General features: G+C 46.2%; 17 protein-coding genes and 1 tRNA gene. 11 read left to right on the top strand and 7 right to left on the bottom strand.

Translation table 11 applies throughout. From position 1 onward, the window contains the following. Positions 1–2: 2 nt before the first annotated feature. Together R8O70_RS23595 and orn are read right to left on the bottom strand one after the other, a co-directional pair. A tRNA-Gly gene (locus R8O70_RS23595) sits at positions 3–75 on the bottom strand. 156 nt (positions 76–231) lie between these two features. Next, on the bottom strand, positions 232–777 hold the full coding sequence (orn, locus tag R8O70_RS23600) for an oligoribonuclease (RefSeq protein WP_017635574.1): 546 nt from the start codon (positions 775–777) through the stop codon (positions 232–234). A 129-nt stretch (positions 778–906) separates the two neighbouring features. On the opposite strand from orn, the gene rsgA reads away from it, so the two are divergent. From rsgA to R8O70_RS23620, 4 genes are all read left to right on the top strand, one after another. Continuing rightward, positions 907–1,971, top strand: a complete 1,065-nt coding sequence (rsgA, locus tag R8O70_RS23605) for a small ribosomal subunit biogenesis GTPase RsgA (protein WP_005386419.1) — start codon at positions 907–909, stop codon at positions 1,969–1,971. 116 nt (positions 1,972–2,087) lie between these two features. Beyond that, positions 2,088–2,945: an archaetidylserine decarboxylase gene (gene asd, locus R8O70_RS23610; RefSeq protein WP_005381465.1), complete on the top strand. Its 858-nt coding sequence runs from the start codon at positions 2,088–2,090 to the stop codon at positions 2,943–2,945. A gap of 166 nt (positions 2,946–3,111) precedes the next feature. After that, positions 3,112–4,527 carry an SLC13 family permease gene (locus R8O70_RS23615; protein WP_115386346.1) on the top strand — a complete coding sequence of 472 codons (1,416 nt, stop codon included), beginning with the start codon at positions 3,112–3,114 and terminating at the stop codon, positions 4,525–4,527. 132 nt (positions 4,528–4,659) lie between these two features. Then, a complete protein-coding gene (locus R8O70_RS23620; protein WP_017635571.1) occupies positions 4,660–5,547 on the top strand; it encodes a DMT family transporter in 888 nt (295 codons plus the stop codon). 82 nt (positions 5,548–5,629) lie between these two features. Here R8O70_RS23620 and gpmM read toward each other — a convergent pair whose 3' ends face one another. After that, positions 5,630–7,162, bottom strand: a complete 1,533-nt coding sequence (gene gpmM, locus R8O70_RS23625; RefSeq protein ID WP_005386416.1) for a 2,3-bisphosphoglycerate-independent phosphoglycerate mutase — start codon at positions 7,160–7,162, stop codon at positions 5,630–5,632. Between the two features lie 547 nt (positions 7,163–7,709). On the opposite strand from gpmM, the gene R8O70_RS23630 reads away from it, so the two are divergent. The 5 genes from R8O70_RS23630 to R8O70_RS23650 all read left to right on the top strand — a co-directional run bounded on the left by R8O70_RS23630 (position 7,710) and on the right by R8O70_RS23650 (position 12,140). Beyond that, positions 7,710–8,144, top strand: coding sequence for a rhodanese-like domain-containing protein (locus R8O70_RS23630; protein ID WP_005386415.1), 435 nt, complete (start codon positions 7,710–7,712; stop codon positions 8,142–8,144). 225 nt (positions 8,145–8,369) lie between these two features. Next, positions 8,370–8,834 (top strand): protein-export chaperone SecB, encoded by a 465-nt coding sequence (gene secB, locus R8O70_RS23635; protein WP_005386410.1) that lies wholly within the window; start codon positions 8,370–8,372, stop codon positions 8,832–8,834. A gap of 195 nt (positions 8,835–9,029) precedes the next feature. Beyond that, complete coding sequence (gpsA, locus tag R8O70_RS23640) at positions 9,030–10,067, top strand: NAD(P)H-dependent glycerol-3-phosphate dehydrogenase (protein WP_005381474.1); 1,038 nt, start codon at positions 9,030–9,032, stop codon at positions 10,065–10,067. A 78-nt stretch (positions 10,068–10,145) separates the two neighbouring features. Beyond that, entirely contained in the window at positions 10,146–10,967 is an 822-nt protein-coding gene (cysE, locus tag R8O70_RS23645; RefSeq protein WP_005381475.1) for a serine O-acetyltransferase, read from the top strand. 27 nt (positions 10,968–10,994) lie between these two features. Beyond that, positions 10,995–12,140 carry a murein hydrolase activator EnvC family protein gene (locus R8O70_RS23650; protein WP_005381476.1) on the top strand — a complete coding sequence of 382 codons (1,146 nt, stop codon included), beginning with the start codon at positions 10,995–10,997 and terminating at the stop codon, positions 12,138–12,140. A gap of 73 nt (positions 12,141–12,213) precedes the next feature. On the opposite strand, the gene R8O70_RS23655 is transcribed toward R8O70_RS23650, so the two are convergent. The 4 genes from R8O70_RS23655 to epmA form a co-directional block, all read right to left on the bottom strand. Further along, positions 12,214–13,170, bottom strand: coding sequence for an acetyltransferase (locus R8O70_RS23655; protein WP_017821834.1), 957 nt, complete (start codon positions 13,168–13,170; stop codon positions 12,214–12,216). Positions 13,171–13,314: 144 nt separating this feature from the next. Further along, positions 13,315–13,950 (bottom strand): TetR/AcrR family transcriptional regulator, encoded by a 636-nt coding sequence (locus R8O70_RS23660; protein WP_005381480.1) that lies wholly within the window; start codon positions 13,948–13,950, stop codon positions 13,315–13,317. A 21-nt stretch (positions 13,951–13,971) separates the two neighbouring features. Further along, the gene (locus tag R8O70_RS23665; protein ID WP_005381482.1) at positions 13,972–14,346 is read right to left on the bottom strand and encodes a VanZ family protein; all 375 of its coding nucleotides are present in this window, start codon (positions 14,344–14,346) and stop codon (positions 13,972–13,974) included. 9 nt (positions 14,347–14,355) lie between these two features. After that, entirely contained in the window at positions 14,356–15,327 is a 972-nt protein-coding gene (epmA, locus tag R8O70_RS23670; protein ID WP_149192320.1) for an elongation factor P--(R)-beta-lysine ligase, read from the bottom strand. A gap of 435 nt (positions 15,328–15,762) precedes the next feature. Between epmA and frdA the strand changes: the two genes are divergently transcribed. Both frdA and R8O70_RS23680 read left to right on the top strand, forming a co-directional pair. Then, positions 15,763–17,562, top strand: a complete 1,800-nt coding sequence (frdA, locus tag R8O70_RS23675) for a fumarate reductase (quinol) flavoprotein subunit (RefSeq protein ID WP_318184389.1) — start codon at positions 15,763–15,765, stop codon at positions 17,560–17,562. Beyond that, positions 17,562–18,320 carry a succinate dehydrogenase/fumarate reductase iron-sulfur subunit gene (locus R8O70_RS23680; RefSeq protein WP_005381489.1) on the top strand — a complete coding sequence of 253 codons (759 nt, stop codon included), beginning with the start codon at positions 17,562–17,564 and terminating at the stop codon, positions 18,318–18,320. The genes frdA and R8O70_RS23680 overlap by 1 nt, the downstream gene beginning before the upstream one ends. Positions 18,321–18,322: the final 2 nt, after the last annotated feature.

An 18,322-nucleotide genomic window follows, 5' to 3' on the forward strand; every position in this document is an offset into this window, starting at 1 on the left:
GGAGCGACACACGAGGTTCGAACTCGTGACCTCAACCTTGGCAAGGTTGCGCTCTACCAACTGAGCTAGTGTCGCATCAACAACGTTTCCGCTGTTTAGGGCTGCGAATTATAAGAGCATTTTTTTGTGATGCAAGTCCTTCCTTCAAAAAAACTTTATTTTTTTACTGAACGACGAAAAAGCAATCAAAAGCGATATAAATTACAACAATTTGGATCGCAACCTTAACAGTTAAATCTTGAAAATAGTACCTCGATAGTACTTAAGTTCTGCGATGGACTCACGAATGTCGTCCAAGGCCAAATGTGTTCCCTGTTTTGTGAACCCATTTAGCACCTCAGGTTGCCAGCGACGTGCTAGTTCTTTAAGAGTACTAACGTCAACATATCGGTAATGGAAGAACTCTTCCAACTCAGGCATATGCTTGTATAAAAAGCGACGATCCTGCCCAATGCTGTTACCACATATTGGCGACGCCCCTTTTGGCACCCATTTTTCTAAAAATTCAATGGTTTGTGCGACTGCGTCTTGTTCTGAGATTTGACTGTTTCGAACGCGCTCCACCAAACCGCTTGCCGTATGCGTATTAGTACACCAGTCGTCCATTTTCGCCAGTTCTTCTTCCGGCTGATGAATCGCTAACACTGGACCTTCAGCCAAAATATTTAGTTCGCTATCCGTGACAATAGAAGCAATTTCGATGATTTTGTGCGTTTCAGGATCAAGCCCTGTCATCTCTAAATCAACCCAAATTAGGTTTTGATCGCTAAAGGACATGGTTACGCCGCCTATTTGTTTATCGATAAAAGAGGTACTATACCTCAAAATACGAGAAACACGATACTCATACACGGAGCCAAGAGTACGGCTCAACCATTTGAGTAAATTCACATAAAGTACAGAATTGTGGCAAAGAAGAAAAAGTTAACCAAAGGTCAGGTGCGACGCGTACGTAGCAACCAACAAAAGCGTTTGAAGAAGCAAGAAGATTCCATCCAGTGGGATGAAAACATGCTAGGCGCCAGCAAGCAAGGTCTCGTGATCACTCGTTTTGGTCAGCACGCGGACATTGAAGACCTTGAAACAGGCGAAATTCAACGCTGTAACCTCCGCCGTGGTATTGAGTCTCTAGTATCTGGCGATCGTGTTTTATGGCGCGAAGGATTGGAGTCTATGGCGGGCATCTCTGGTGTTGTTGAAGCGGTAGAACCTCGCTCTTCAGTGCTCACTCGTCCAGATTATTACGATGGCCTAAAACCCGTTGCAGCCAATATTGATCAAATGGTCATTGTCTCTTCGGTATTACCAGAGCTATCGCTAAATATTATTGACCGCTATCTCGTTGCATCAGAAACACTGAATATTGCGCCATTGTTGGTCTTAAATAAAGTCGACCTTCTAGAAGCCGATGATCGTGCAATGTATGAAGAATGGCTCAAAGAATATGAACGCATTGGCTATAAAGTGCTTCTGGTCAGCAAGAAGTCTGGAGAAGGCATTGCTGAACTAGAAACCCTGCTGCGTGACCGAATTAATATCTTTGTTGGTCAATCAGGCGTAGGGAAATCCAGCTTAGTCAACGCGTTAATGCCGGAACTAGAGAGCGAAGTGGAAGAAGGCGAAGTCTCTGAGAACTCTGGCTTGGGCCAACACACCACGACGGCTGCACGTTTATACCACATTCCAACGGGTGGCGATTTGATCGACTCACCTGGAGTACGTGAATTTGGTCTTTGGCATTTGGAAGCAGAAGAAGTAACAAAAGCATTCGTTGAATTTCGACCATATTTAGGCGGTTGCAAGTTCCGAGATTGTAAACACAATGATGACCCAGGCTGCCTTCTACGCGAAGCTGTCGAGAACGGGGAAATTAACGAAACTCGCTTTGAAAACTATCATCGCATTTTGGAAAGCATGGTTGAAAACAAAGCAAATCGTCAGTATTCACGTAATAAAAAAGCCGATCTGTAATTGAGTTAAGGCTGTAACTGTGTAAAAAGTCTTCACCTAATACTGACAAGCAAATTAAATTTCAGTAACATCACGCGCCCTAAAGCGCGAATCTAACAGAAGTATCGGAATTAAAGATGGACAAGTTTAAAGTTGGACTGCAGTACTGGATCCCACAACACGGCCTCACTCGCCTAATGGGTAAACTGGCTTCAGCAAAAGCTGGCGGTCTAACAACAGCAGTTATTCGTTGGTTTATCAAACAATACAATGTGAACATGGATGAGGCGAAGCACTCAGATCCTAAGCATTTTAAAACGTTCAACGAGTTTTTCGTTCGTGAGCTAAAAGAGGGCGCACGCCCAATTTCTGAAGGCGAAAACGTCATCACTCACCCAGCCGACGCTTGTGTTAGCCAATTTGGCCCTATTGAAGATGGTCAACTTATCCAAGCAAAAGGTCATCACTTCTCAGCACAAGAATTGCTGGGCGGTGACGCGAATTTAGCGGACGAATTTAAAGATGGTTCTTTTGCCACATTGTATCTATCTCCGCGCGATTACCACCGTGTACACATGCCATGTGACGGCACTCTGCGCCAAATGATTTACGTACCAGGTGACCTGTTCTCAGTAAACCCTCTGACAGCAGAAAACGTACCGAACCTATTTGCACGTAACGAGCGTGTGGTGTGTATCTTCGATACTGAGTTTGGTCCAATGGCACAGGTGCTTGTTGGTGCGACAATTGTTGGTAGCATTGAGCAAGTATGGGCTGGCACTATCACTCCGCCTCGTGGAAACACTGTCTACAAATGGGATTACCCAGCAGAGGGTGACAAGGCCGTGATCTTGAAAAAAGGCGAAGAGATGGGCCGCTTCAAACTGGGTTCTACTGTTATTAACCTGTTTGCCAAAGACGCGATTGAGTTTGACGCAAGCATGGAAAACGGTAAGCCAACCGTTATGGGCACACCTTACGCCTTGAAAAAATAAGTAAAACACCGTTAAAGAGCCCTTTATTAAGGGCTCTTTTTATTGATAAAAAGCAAAACTCCGTTCGAAATTTAGCCTCTATTTCTCAAACTCATACCTGCCTCTAAGACCCTCATTCCACAATCAATTATCCTGCGCTTAGAATGAATATTTAGAGGGGCAGCCAATGCCAAAGATGAGTGTAAACACGTTGGCGAAATTGCTGGTGTGCTTTTTAATTCCGCTCGGTGTTTTGATGATACCGATCGATGCTATTCCTATTGACGATCTCACTTTAATTCAGCATCGCCTGTTAGCTATTTTTCTTCTTGCTGCCCTACTTTGGGTTCTCGAGCCGGTTCCCGTTTTTGCTACGTCCATTCTTATTATCGCTCTTGAACTGATCATGATATCGGATAAAGGTTTGCATCTATTTCGCAATCCACCAGCGGGGCATGATTTAGGAGAGTTAATTGCTTACACCGATATTTTCTCGGCCTTCTCTTCACCGATCATTATTCTTTTTATGGGTGGTTTTGCTCTCGCGATTGCGGCTTCCAAATACGAGCTCGACAACAACCTCGCCCGAGTACTATTAAAACCATTCGGCACCCAACCTAAGTTCATCATGCTGGGCTTGATGTTAATTACCGCCGTTTTTTCAATGTTTATGTCCAATACTGCCACGACCGTGATGATGCTAGCCCTGCTTGGCCCCATCGTCGCTTCAGCACCTAAAGGGGATTTAGGGATTAAAGCACTGGTGTTGTGTATTCCAATTGCCGCGAATACAGGCGGCATTGCGACTCCGATAGGCACGCCACCTAATGCGATAGCGCTTCAATATCTCACTGGAGAAAACGCGATAGACTTCCTATCGTGGATGACAATGGGTCTACCATTTGTGTTGGTACAACTCACTGTAGCTTGGTTCTTGTTGCAAAAGCTGTTTCCGTCTAGCGAACCAGAAATGAAACTAAAGCTAGATGGTACATTCAAAAGGAGCTGGCGTGCGATCGTCGTCTACATCACTTTTGCACTAACCATTTTGCTTTGGATGACAACGAAAGTGCATGGCATGAATACATACGTTGTCGCGATTATCCCACTAGCAGTGTTCACCTTAACGGGCATTATGGGCAAAGAAGAACTCAAGCTGATTAACTGGGATGTTTTATGGCTAGTTGCCGGTGGTATAGCAATTGGCATTGCCTTAGACAAAACGGGCTTAGCCGAAGCATTAGCGCACGCCATTGATTACAGCCTGCTATCACCATTTGCCGTAGTTTTAGCCCTATCAGTAGTGTGTTGGTTAATGGCGAACTTTATGTCTAATACCGCAACAGCAAACTTATTGATGCCTATTGCTGCCGCTATTGGTACATCAATGCCAAGCCTTATTGCGGTTGGTGGCCTACAAGGTTTACTGGTTGTCGTCGCCTTCTCCGCATCACTTGGCATGATCTTACCGGTTTCCACACCACCAAACTCTTTGGCTTATTCAACAGGCCTCATCGAGAGCAAAGACATGGCGAAAGTGGGGCTGATTCTTGGTTTGATTGGTCTATTTATCGTGTATGGCGCAGTTCTGGTGCTGTTTTAATCGATAAGCTCCGTGACAGAGCTTGTTGTCATGGAGCTGTTCGCCAACTATTGCCCTTGCAGAGCCGCTTTTACATCCATTAAATTTCGTGCATATTAAGACTCCTCTACTCTACAAGGACGTCGACACATCATGGGTTACGAATGGCTTGCTTTATGCGCCGCTTTTCTGTGGGCAGTTTCTAGCCTAATTTCGGTCATTCCTGCACAACACCTAGGCGCATTTTCTTACAGCCGCTGGCGTATGGGCTGCACAGCCGTGATCTTATCAACAATGGCCTGGATAACTGGCGGCTGGTTAACGGTTTCTTGGGAACATGTAACGCCAATGATGGCCTCAGGACTGATTGGTATTTTTATTGGTGATACCGCTCTATTCGCGTGTTTGAATCGTATGGGGCCAAGACAGGCCGGGTTACTATTCTCTTGCCACGCCGTGTTCTCTGCCATCTTGGGCTACTTCTTATTTAGCGAAGTCATGACCACAATAGAACTACTGGGCGCATCATTGGTATTTAGCGGCGTGGTGATGGCGATATTCTTTGGCCGAAGAGGTCAAGTGAATAACGTCTTGGAAGACATTAAAGGTAACATCTGGGTAGGTATTGGACTTGGCTTAACCGCAGCAATGTGCCAAGCATTGGGCGGTATCATCGCCAAGCCAGTAATGCAAACCAGTATTGACCCAGTTGCGGCTTCTGCTATTCGAATGATCAGTGCCTTTTTCGCCCACAGCATGTTGTTAATTCTAGGGGTCAAAGTCGCTCGCTCGACGCAACACATTACTTGGCGCGTATTTGGTATTACTGCACTTAATGGTTTCTTGGCGATGGCCGTCGGCATGACGCTAATCTTATACGCACTGCAAGAAGGAAATGTAGGTATGGTTGCACTGCTATCTTCAACCACGCCAATTATGTTGCTACCACTGCTCTGGATTTACACGAAACGCCGACCAAACCGATTTGCATGGTTGGGCGCAGCCCTAGCTGTGATTGGTGCGGGCATATTGGTTCAGTAACCTTACAGACCAGCCCTTACTGCCAGATACAAAAAAGCCCGAGTTTAAACTCGGGCTTTTGTCATTCGGAGCCGTTAGTTAATCATTTAACTAGTACTTCACCCGTCATTTCTGCTGGGATTTCTAGACCAGCTAGAGAAAGCATGGTTGGTGCAAGGTCAGACAGTTTACCGCCTTCTTTGAATTCAACCGCTTTGTCACCTACATAGATTAGAGGTACTGGTAGGTTAGTGTGAGCAGTGTGGATGCCGCCAGTTTCAGGGTCGATCATCATTTCTGCGTTACCGTGGTCCGCAGTGATCAATAGTTGACCGCCAACTTCTTTGATTGCTTCAACCACTTTACCCACGCTTTCATCTAGAGCTTCGATTGCTTTCTCAGCCGCTTCATAAACGCCAGTGTGACCAACCATATCTGCATTCGGGTAGTTACAGATGATGGTATCGAACTTACCTGATTTGATAGCCGCAACCATCTTCTCTGTTAGTTCTGGAGAGCTCATTTCAGGCTGCATGTCGTACGTTGCAACTTTTGGAGAAGCAACCAACTGACGCTCTTCGCCTTCGAATTCGTTCTCAACACCACCGTTGAAGAAGAAAGTCACGTGTGCGTATTTCTCTGTTTCAGAGATACGTAGCTGAGTTTGACCTTGTTTAGATAGCCACTCACCGTAAGTGTTTTCTAGAGACGCAGGTGGGAATGCGATAGCTAGAGGGATATCAGCCGCGTATTGAGTCAGCATCACAAAGTTGATTGCTGGGAATACTGCACGCTCAAAGCCGTCAAACGCAGGAACGAATGCACGAGTGATTTGACGTGCACGGTCAGCACGGTAGTTCATGAAGATAACCGCATCGCCATCTTGCATGATTGCGTCTTCTTGACCTTCCGCTTTGATAGCTGTTGCTTTAACGAATTCGTCGTTTTCTTCACGAGCGTAAGCCGCTTCTAGACCTGCAACTGCCGTTTCTGCTGTGAACTCAGCTTTAGCTTGAGTTAGAAGATCGTAAGCAACTTGGACGCGATCCCAGTTGTTATCACGGTCCATTGCGTAGTAACGACCTACTAGAGAAGCAACGCGGCCTTTACCTAGTTTCGCAAATAGGTCTTGGAAACGTTGTAGTGAGTTTTCAGCACTACGTGGTGGTGTGTCACGGCCGTCTAGGAAGCAGTGTAGGTAGATTTTCTCTGCGCCACGCGCCGCTGCCATTTCAACTGCAGCGTAAATGTGGTCTTCGTGAGAGTGAACACCGCCTGGAGACATCAGGCCCATGATGTGTACTGCTTTTTCAGCTTTCACAGCAGAGTCGATTGCTTCAACTAGCGCAGGCGTTTGTTCGAACTCACCATCCGCAATTGATTTAGTGATACGAGTCAGGTCTTGGTATACAACGCGGCCTGCACCAATGTTAGTGTGACCAACTTCAGAGTTACCCATTTGACCATCAGGAAGGCCAACATCCATGCCTGAAGCAGAGATTAATGTGTGTGGGTTATTCGCAATCAGAGCATCCATTACTGGTGTTTTCGCATTCGCAATTGCGTTACTTGCTGTGTCTTCACGGTAACCGTAACCGTCAAGGATAACTAGAGCCAGTGGCTTCTTAGCTGACATAGTGATGACCTCATCAAATTTAAGTAACTTTTGGCGTAGGGCCTCGCTGCCCTATCTAACCTTGAAACAAAACTAGCGTAATTTTACTACACTTTTTAACCAAAACTGTAGGTTAAGATCAAATAATGTTTGCGATTTATTGTTGCTATCTTACAAGTTAAGCGAACAACGAGTCAGTGCCGACAAACGTGTTCCACAAGCATAGTCATTTCTAATACGCTTTGTACACCCCAGTCTAAGTTCGGTTTTCTTACGCTTCTCATTCTTATTTTTGCACTTGAAACAGCGCTAATTTAAAGCAACATCAAACAAGATGGGTTAATACCTATTGTTCTCTTTTCTCAGTAAAACAGAAGTCACTTAAACCGATAAGTCCAATAGGCAAAAGCAATCAAGCTACCAGAGCAAAATGTACGGATAGTAAGGGCATAAAGGGTTTATAGAGATCTCAATTATTCGTTAGAAAATTTTAACCCTCTCGCCTAAGAGCCGTAACCTCGCTATACTCCTGCTTTATTTTTCCGCCAACAGCGTAAGAGCTCAAGACATGCAAGAGTACATTGAATTTTTCCAACAGAACATGATTCTATCTTTGGTTTGGGTAGGTCTTCTTGTCGCCTTTATCATGAACATCGTGAAATCAGCGACAGCCGCATACAAAGAAATCAACGTAAACCAACTGACTCATCTTATGAACCGTGAAAACGGCGTTGTAGTGGATATCCGTACCAAAGACGAGTTCAAAAAAGGTCATATCACCGACTCACTTCACATTTTACCGTCAGACATCAAAGCGGGTAACTTGGGTAGCCTTGAAAACCACAAATCAGACCCAATCATTGTTGTATGTAAGACAGGACAGACCGCTCAAGAAAGCGCAAACCTACTAGTAAAAGCTGGCTTCGAAAACGTGAGCCTACTAAAAAATGGTTTGATTGCGTGGAACGAAGCGAACCTGCCGTTAGTTCGCGGTAAGAAGTAGGAACGTGGCAAGAACGAAAGTTCGCGTTTAAACGCGCTTTTACCAAGCCTCGCGGACAAAAAACTGAGCAAATTGAAAGCAGTTGGAGCACTAAGTTGTGACGCTTTGCACGTAATACACGCTTCATCTAGTCAAGGTAGATTGGCTCAGTTAGTCTCAGGACATACCAGTTTTCTGAGCTTAGACGTTTCTAGGCTCAACAAATATTGATTTAAGGATTAAAAAATGGCTGAAGCAGCACCTCAAGACGCACAACAAAACTTCGCAATTCAACGCATCTTCCTAAAAGACGTTTCTTTTGAAGCGCCGAACTCTCCAGTAATTTTCCAGAAAGAGTGGAACCCAGACGTTAAACTAGACCTAGACACTCAAAGCCGTGAGCTTGGTGAAGGCGTTTACGAAGTTGTTCTACGCCTAACCGTTACTGTGAAGAACGAAGAAGAGACTGCGTTCCTATGTGAAGTTCAACAAGGTGGTATCTTCACTGCTGAACAAATGGAAGCTGGTCAACTTGCACATTGCCTAGGCGCATTCTGCCCGAACATCCTATTCCCATACGCTCGTGAAACTATCTCAAGCCTAGTCGTTAAAGGTACGTTCCCTCAACTGAACCTAGCGCCAGTAAACTTTGACGCGCTATTCATGAACTACCTACAACAGCAAGCTCAACAAGGCGAAGCTGAAGCGTAATTCACGTTTTATAAGTGACGAATAGCCACAGTGCTGACGTCACCGACTCAAATAAAATGCACAGAGCGTCTACCATTCGATGCAATGTGCATTTTTTATTTCTGACAAAAGTTCCTAGTTCCTAATCGCCAGAAGGCGTAAAATTTGACGATTAGGAACTAGATTCTACTAGTAGCAAGACAATTAGGCGGTAGCATGACACAAGCAAATACAAACAATGCTTACGGTAAAGACATCGCAATGACTGTGATTGGCGCAGGCTCATACGGCACCTCTTTGGCAATCTCACTCGCTCGTAACGGCGCGAACGTTGTCCTTTGGGGACACGAGCCAGAGCACATGGCTCGCCTAGAAGCAGACCGAGCTAACCATGCCTTTTTACCAGGTGTTGATTTCCCTGAAAGCTTGATCATTGAATCGGATTTAGAAAAAGCCGTTCAAGCAAGCCGAGATTTGTTGGTTGTGGTTCCAAGCCATGTCTTTGGCATCGTGCTAAACAGCTGTAAACCATTCTTGCGCGAAGACTCTCGCATCTGTTGGGCAACCAAAGGGCTTGAACCTGAAACGGGGCGCCTGCTGAAAGACGTCGCTTATGACATTATCGGTGAAAACTACTCACTAGCAGTATTGTCTGGCCCAACGTTTGCGAAAGAGCTCGCAATGGGTATGCCGACTGCAATCTCTGTTGCGTCTCCAGATTCTGAATTTGTTGCGGATCTACAAGAAAAAATCCACTGTAGCAAAACCTTCCGCGTATATGCCAATAGTGACTTTATTGGTATGCAATTGGGTGGCGCTGTGAAAAACGTTATTGCGATTGGTGCGGGTATGTCTGATGGTATCGGTTTTGGCGCCAATGCCCGTACTGCATTAATTACTCGTGGCTTGGCTGAAATGAGTCGCCTTGGTGCTGCGCTGGGTGCACAGCCAGAAACCTTTATGGGCATGGCGGGTTTAGGCGATCTTGTCCTGACATGTACCGATAACCAATCACGTAACCGACGCTTTGGCTTGGCATTAGGCCAAGGTAAAGACGTTGATACGGCTCAAGAAGAAATTGGTCAAGTGGTTGAAGGTTACCGCAATACAAAAGAAGTATGGCTACTTTCTCAACGTATGGGTGTTGAGATGCCGATAGTTGATCAAATTTATCAAGTATTGTATCAAGGAAAAGATGCGCGCTTAGCAGCGCAAGATTTACTTGCTCGTGACAAAAAAGCCGAAGGAAAGTAGCAATCTACCGCCCTTTGCAGCTCATCTGAGAAAAATTGAAGTTGTCGGGTCACGGAAGAACCACTCTGGATATTGAGAATGAAACACTGCGAAAAACAAAAAGTCTGGAACAAAATTGTCTCAGAAGCCCGTGAAATGTCAGAACAAGAGCCTATGCTGGCGAGCTTCTATCATGCCACCATTATCAAGCATGAAAGTTTGTGTGCCGCTCTGAGTTATATTCTGGCTAACAAATTGAACACCGCTTCCATGCCAGCGATGGCTGTGCGTGAAGTGGTTGAAGAAGCCTTTGCGGCTGATCCAACCATCACTGACGGCGCGGCTTGTGATATTTGTGCCACGGTCAATCGCGACCCTGCTGTTTCAATGTACTCAATGCCCTTGCTGTACCTAAAAGGCTATCACGCCCTGCAAGGCTACCGAGTAGCAAACTGGCTGTGGAAGCAAGGTCGTCACGCTCTTGCGACTTACCTACAAAATCAGATTTCGGTAGCATGTCAGGTCGATATCCACCCTGCAGCGCGCATTGGTAGTGGTATCATGCTCGACCATGCAACAGGCATCGTGATTGGTGAAACTGCCGTGGTCGAAAACGACGTGTCTATACTGCAAGATGTCACCCTTGGTGGTACTGGTAAAGAGTGCGGTGATCGTCACCCGAAAATTCGCGAAGGCGTAATGATCGGCGCTGGTGCAAAGATTCTTGGCAATATCGAAGTCGGTGAAGGCGCGAAAATCGGATCTTGCTCTGTGGTATTGCAAGCCGTGCCTCCTCACACAACGGTGGCTGGCGTGCCTGCAAAAATCGTCGGACGTCCAAAAACAGACAAACCCTCTCTCGATATGGATCAAGGCTTTAACGGCAAGTCGCAAAGCTTTATCCATGGAGATGGTATTTAATCGTCAACAAACCTTTTTGACAACAACGTGGTAGGTAACTCTCAAGTGCGAAAACAAAATCACCCTGTTCTACGCTCGGCTATTTTATTAACTTGTGCTTTATCTGCCACTTATCCCATTACCTCCTCTGCTGTGAGTCAGCAAGAGCTCAAAGGCGTATCCAGTGAGATAAGCCGTCAGCGCAAATCGCTCTCTTCCCAAGAAAAGCAGCTCAATGAGTTACAGAAATCACTAAAAGATCAAGAGCTTGGTATTTCTAAGCTTGAGCGTGAAATACGACAAACCAAGTCTAACCTCGCACAAGCAGACAAAAACATAGAAAACCTGGAAGAGAAAATTGCCTTGCAAGAAGCACAGCGTCAAGAGCAAGAAGAAGAACTCAAACAGCTGCTGCAAACGTATTACGTAACCGAGCGAGCGAAGGCCAATGGTCACTTGTTAAATCAAGGTGTGGAAGAAGACCGCATGAGCCAATACTTCCAGCATTTAGCTAAAGCACGTGCTGAAGTGATTGATGCGATCACCAAAATAACCCAAGAATTAGCGCACAACAAAAACCAGCTCGAGCTAGAAAAAGAGCAAATCGAGACTCTGCTCAAGCAGCAATCCGAAAAACGTACAGCGCTAGCGAGTACACAATCCAAGCGTAAGCAAACCCTGAATAAAATTCAGAGCAGTATCAAGAATGACAAACGCTACTTAGCCGAGCTGCAACGCAACGAAACCCGTTTAAAAGCAGAGATCGCCAAAGCAGCGAAGCGTAATGCGGTGCCAATGGACGGACTCGGCAAACAGCGCGGTAAGTTGCCTTGGCCACTCAAAGGCAGTGTGTTACACAACTTTGGTACGCGACAAACCGGGCAGGTAAACTGGAAGGGCATGGTGTTGTCTGCCAACTATGGTCAACAAGTGAAAGCCGTTTATCCTGGTACTGTCGTATTTGCTGAGTATCTGCGCGGATACGGTTTAGTGGTACTGCTCGACCACGGAAAAGGTGACATGACCCTCTATGGTTACAACCAAGCGTTAACTAAAAAAGAAGGCGACCGAGTCACCGCCGGCGAAGTGATTGCTCTCGCGGGTGATACAGGTGGTCAAGACAGACCATCGCTGTACTTTGAAATTCGTCGTAATAGTGAAGCGCAGAATCCGAAATCTTGGTTAAAACGCTGATTATCTGACTCATAGACTTATAATAAAAAAGGAGCCACTCGGCTCCTTTTTTGTATTCATATTTTGGAAAATGCTATGCGTAGTAGGTTTCTACCGCATCAATAAAAGCATTCACATCATCTTTGCTTAACGCGTTGATTCCTGCCGCCGCCTCTCGCCCCCCACCTGTCGGGAACTGACCACACACGGCAACGGCACCTTGTTTATTGTTTAATGGGGCGCGGAGTGAAACCGTATAAGTACCATCTGCATTTTCAGTAAGTACCGCATGCGCAGAGTCAGGGGTTTGGTTTGCTAGCCAGTTGCCATAAACACCACTGATTCGGCGTGATGCCGCCGTGTTTGGTAACTCAAACAACTTCAGCTTACCACTCTCATGCATGGCAGGCACTGCGAGAGCCGCCTCCATGTCTTGTTGGTAAGCCGATTGCAATTGGTAGTATGGCGAGGCCGTATCTTCAATAGCTTCAAATGGTGACGTGTACTTCAGCAAAGCTCGGTACAGCTCCGCAGGGTGAAAGTGTAAATCTTCGACCTTCGATCCGTAGCCGTTGTAGTTAATTAAAGTACCCAGCTCTTTTAGCTGCTCTTTCTGTTGCTGCAACAAGCCCGCGTTATTCGCTAACTCATCGGCTTTAGCAATCATGTTATCGCCATAAGCCGCCGTAATCGCCCAGTCATGAAAACGCCCATCAAGCAACTTATCGACAATCAACGCCGTGCACATGTTGGCATCGAGATCGATGTGCGCATCCAAATTACCATGCTGAGGAATGTCGCCCGCTTTGTGATGATCGGCGTAAAAGACGTGCGCGCCTTGAGCCAAAGCTTGCTCTAGACCTGCCATGTTCTTTTCCATCGAAATGTCTAACACAGTCAGCTCATCACCCGCTTGCACGTCTACTTTTTCCACCAGCTTGATGTCGCGCTTTACACCGGTTATTAACTGGGCATCGACAGGATCAGCTAAACGCAATTGTAGAAGAGCAATGATGCCATCAGCATCACCATTAAAAATGTCGTAATTCATGGGGCGATAGTTCCTTTATCGAGAATCTTATCCCTGCAAGGGTTTTTAGCGTATGGGACTATTGTGCGTGGCATATTTGACAAGTCAACTCGAGCCACGACTCGAAAATGAGAGTGACTCTCGAAATATTAAGCAGTTTGACGTTTAACTGTGTAGATTGCTAACCGCATCTTCTAATAACAGTAGCTGCTCTAAGCCCTGCTCTGTTGCTAATGGCTTAACGACATTAAGCATCTGCAACATCCCTTGCTTCACCATTTGCTCAGTAATGTTGGTTTTTGAAGCCATCGCGGATTGATATGCCAACCAACTACACGCAATCAAGTGCAATGTACATACCAATGACTTCAACTGTTGTTGATCGACATTCAACAGCTTCATCGTTACGAACTCTTGCATAATAGCAATGAGGTTCGCTTGCAGCTTCTCTTGCACATCGATGTACTGTTCGTGTAGCTGTTCATCTCGTGACAAGATTTCTGGTAAGTTTGCGTAGAAAAAGCGGTATTTCCACATCAAGGTAAAAATAGAGTCTAGGTAGCTCTTCAGCATAGTCAGGCTCTCTTGCGAACCTTGAATAGGGGTAAATCTTTCTAAAAGTTCTGCTGAATAAAGCGCAAAGATCTCACGAACGATTTCTTGCTTATTGCGGAAGTGGTAATACAGATTACCAGGGCTAATTTCGATGTGATCGGCAATGTGATTGGTGGTGATGTTTCGCTCACCATGTTGGTTGAACAACTCCAGTGCCGCGTAGACGATTTTGTCGCGCGTTTTCATTGTTATCGTGTTCCCTCTTCATTAACGAATCGAGTATAGCGACTTCACCAACCTAGGTCGATAGAGGCTCCAAATACGGTAACATAACAGACCAGTTAAGATGCCAGTTGAGTTGGCGACAAGGTCTAACCAAGAAGTTTGTCGCCCTACATACCCTTGCAACCACTCAATAACGGCGCTGAATAGCAAAATACCAATCGCCACCGCCCAACGTTGACGCCAACGCCACACGCAAAAGCAACCTAAAAACGCAAAGCCGCTATACGCCATAGCGTGCTGCATTTTGTCGAGATACGCAATATTGCCCCAGTCTTGCAGTTCACCTGAACTCAGAGATAAAAAAGCGATCAATATGGCGTAGCTAAAGATGACGAAACGTGCAGCCGTCAGGTTCATTGGACGTCCTTATGCAATTGGAAATGGAAAGGCCGTCACTTGATCAATGTGGTCACAGCCTAGCGCCAGCATGATCAAACGATCGATACCCAACGCGACCCCTGCACAATCTGGCAACCCTGCTTCCAGTGCAGAGATCAGATGATAATCGATCGGCTGTGGTTTTAAACCCATTTCGATACGCTTTGCGTTATCTTGTTCAAAGCGCGCTAATTGCTCTTTCGGGTTATCCAGTTCATGAAATCCGTTCGCCAGCTCTATCCCCTTAAAGTACACTTCAAAACGATCCGCGACGCGATGATCTTGAGGATTGATTTTCGCAAGCGCCGCCTGTGATGCAGGGAAGTCGTACACAAAAGCCGGCACGTCCTGACCAATTTTGTTTTCTACTCCCACGCTAAATAGTAGTTGCAGCAGCGTATCGCGATCTTCTTCTGGCTCAGCAATGTCACTCAAACCCAGCTTGCTTGCCGCCGCTTTCAGCTCAGTCATCGAGCCTTCCAGTGGACACACACCCAACACATCAATGAAGGCTTGCTTATACGTCATGCGCTGCGCTGCGCCACACTTCAATACCAGCTGCAACAGGTCATCCATTTCATCCATCAATTTATGATGGTCAAAGCCAACGCGATACCACTCCAACATCGTGAATTCAGGGTTGTGGTAGCGACCATTCTCTTCATTACGAAATGCTTTGTTGATTTGATAAATACAACCGCTACCCGCAGCCAAAAGGCGCTTCATATGGAATTCTGGGCTGGTCATAAAAAACAGCTTACTGCCATCGGCATAGCCTGGGCCAACAAACTCGGTTTGGAAAGTATGCAAATGGATGTCAGTCACGGTTGCGTGACTCATGGCTGGCGTATCGACTTCCATCACCTGTCGGTCAGCGAAGAATTGTCGAATCGACGCGACTAACGTCGCACGTTGACGAAGTTGGTCAATGGAAGCAGTAGGTTGCCAGTTGGTTTGCATAACAAATCTCTCAAACTTTAATTCAGCGAGGAAAGTCTCATTCTACATGCTTTTTACTCTTCAAGAAGAGAGGAATATCCCTTCTTCTTTTTACTAATGAGCTCGCCAATTTGAGGCAAGCATTACTCGTGCCGCAGAACAAAAAACACTCAGTTAAAATCCTATTATCCATGCGGTTAATGTCACGCAACACAGGCTTAACATCCCTAATGTTAATGCTTGAGGGCCAAAACCTCGATGCCGTGATAGCAGTCACATAACCTATAAATTCTATGCCCTTAAGTGCATTACCGAAGCAAAAACCCAATTACATCAATTTTTCTGCCATGTGGCTCATCTACACTAACCCTACTACTTTTGGGGAGTTCTTTTTAAAGAGCGCCTCGTAATGACAATAACAAGCGGATTTCCGCAATCACACACTGGAGGATAACTGTGCAAATTATCACCACAGATATCGCAGTCATCGGCGCAGGCGGCGCTGGTCTTCGTACTGCTATTGCAGCGGCTGAAGCAAACCCAGACTTAGAAGTCGCTCTGATTTCTAAAGTTTATCCAATGCGCTCCCACACGGTCGCTGCAGAGGGTGGCTCAGCAGCAGTTATCAAGGATGAAGATAGCTTAGACAACCACTTCAACGACACTGTTGGCGGTGGTGACTGGCTATGTGAACAGGATGTTGTTGAATACTTTGTAGAGAACGCGACTCGCGAAATGATCCAAATGGAGCAATGGGGTTGCCCATGGAGTCGTAAAGAGAACGGTGAAGTCAACGTACGCCGCTTTGGTGGTATGAAGGTTGAACGTACTTGGTTCGCTGCAGACAAAACTGGCTTCCACATGCTTCATACGCTATTCCAGACATCAATGAAGTACAGCAACATCAAACGTTTTGATGAGTACTTTGTGGTGGATCTGCTTGTTGATGAAGGCGAAGTTCAAGGTCTGATTGCTATTCACATGTCTGAAGGCGAGCTTGTTACTATCAAAGCAAAATCGGTTGTTCTAGCAACAGGTGGCGCGGGCCGTGTTTACCACTGTAACACCAACGGCGGTATCGTAACGGGCGATGGTATGGCAATGGCTTACCGTCACGGCGTTCCTCTACGTGATATGGAATTCGTTCAATACCACCCAACCGGTCTTCCTGGTACAGGTATCCTGATGACGGAAGGTTGTCGTGGTGAAGGCGGTATCATCGTTAACAAGAATGGCTACCGTTACCTACAAGATTACGGCATGGGTCCTGAAACTCCAGTTGGCCAACCGAAGAACAAATACATGGAACTGGGTCCTCGTGACAAAGTTTCTCAAGCTTTCTGGCACGAACAACAGAAAGGCAACACCATCAAACACCCACTGGGTGACGTGGTGCACCTAGACCTTCGCCATCTTGGTGAAGAGTACCTACAAGAGCGTCTACCGTTCATCTGTGAGCTAGCAAAAGCTTACGTAAACGTGGACCCTGCAAAAGAGCCAATTCCAATTCGTCCAACCGTTCACTACACCATGGGTGGTATTGAAACGGACGGCGGATGTGAAACTCGCATTAAAGGCCTATTCGCGGTGGGTGAATGTGCGTCTGTTGGTCTTCACGGTGCAAACCGTTTAGGGTCTAACTCACTGGCTGAGTTCGTGGTATTTGGCCGCGTAGCGGGTGAAAACGCAGTGAAACGCGCAGCAGAATTCAAAGGTTGGAACGACGCGGCAATTGACACGCAAGTCAAAGCCGTTGAAGAGCGCATCGCGAAACTGATGAACCAAGAAGGCGACGAAAACTGGGCAGAAATAAGCACAGAAATGGGCCACACCATGGAAGCGGGTTGTGGTATCTACCGCCAAGAAGATTTGATGCAAGCGACTATCGACAAGATCACTGAGTTGAAAGAACGCTACAAACGCATCAGCATCAAAGACAAAGGTAAAGTGTTCAACACTGACCTTCTGTACGCCATTGAAGTAGGCTACGGCCTAGAAGTCGCAGAAGCGATGGTTCACTCTGCGATTCTACGTAAAGAATCTCGCGGTGCGCACCAACGTCTAGACGACGGTTGTACAGAACGTGATGACGTGAACTTCCTAAAACACTCACTTGCTTTCTACAAGCCAGAGTCAGCACCAAGTATCGATTACAGCAATGTGACCATCACTAAGTCACAACCAAAAGCTCGTCTATACGGTGAAGCAGCAGAAAAAGCCGCGGCTGAAGAGAAGAACGCAGAGGAGCAAGCATAATGTCAGCAAATCGCATTCAAAAAGTAGACATCCTGCGTTACGACCCAGAAAAAGATGCAGAACCATACAAGCAAACATTCGAAGTCCCATTCGATGAAACCATGTCTGTACTTGACGCACTTGGTTACATCAAAGACCACCTAGACAAAGATCTGTCTTACCGTTGGTCTTGCCGTATGGCGATCTGTGGCTCTTGCGGCATCATGGTGAACAACGTACCGAAACTTGCTTGTAAGAGCTTCCTACGTGACTACCCAGACGGTGTGACTATCGAGCCTCTAGCGAACTTCCCAATCGAGAAAGACTTGATTGTTGATATGACGCCATTCATCGAGCGCCTAGAAGCAATCAAACCATACATCATTGGTAACGATCGTAAACCAGAAGACGGTACGAACTTGCAAACGCCAGAACAGATGGCGAAATACAAGCAGTTCGCTGGCTGTATCAACTGTGGTCTGTGCTATGCAGCATGTCCTCAGTTTGGTCTTAACCCAGAGTTCATCGGTCCTGCTGCACTAACGCTAGCCCACCGCTACAACCTAGACAGCCGTGACAACGGTAAAGATGAGCGCATGAAGCTTATCAACGGTGAAAACGGTGCTTGGGGTTGTACGTTTGTTGGTTACTGTTCTGAAGTTTGTCCGAAGAACGTTGACCCAGCAGCGGCAGTAAACCAAGGCAAAGTGGAGTCTTCTATGGACTTCGTGATTGCTATGTTGAAACCTGATGGTTCACCAAAGAAAGTGGAGGCATAAGG

Origin of the sequence: Vibrio sp. 779(2023) (genome assembly GCF_033344285.1) — a bacterium.
In the GTDB taxonomy this organism is placed as follows: domain Bacteria; phylum Pseudomonadota; class Gammaproteobacteria; order Enterobacterales; family Vibrionaceae; genus Vibrio; species Vibrio alginolyticus.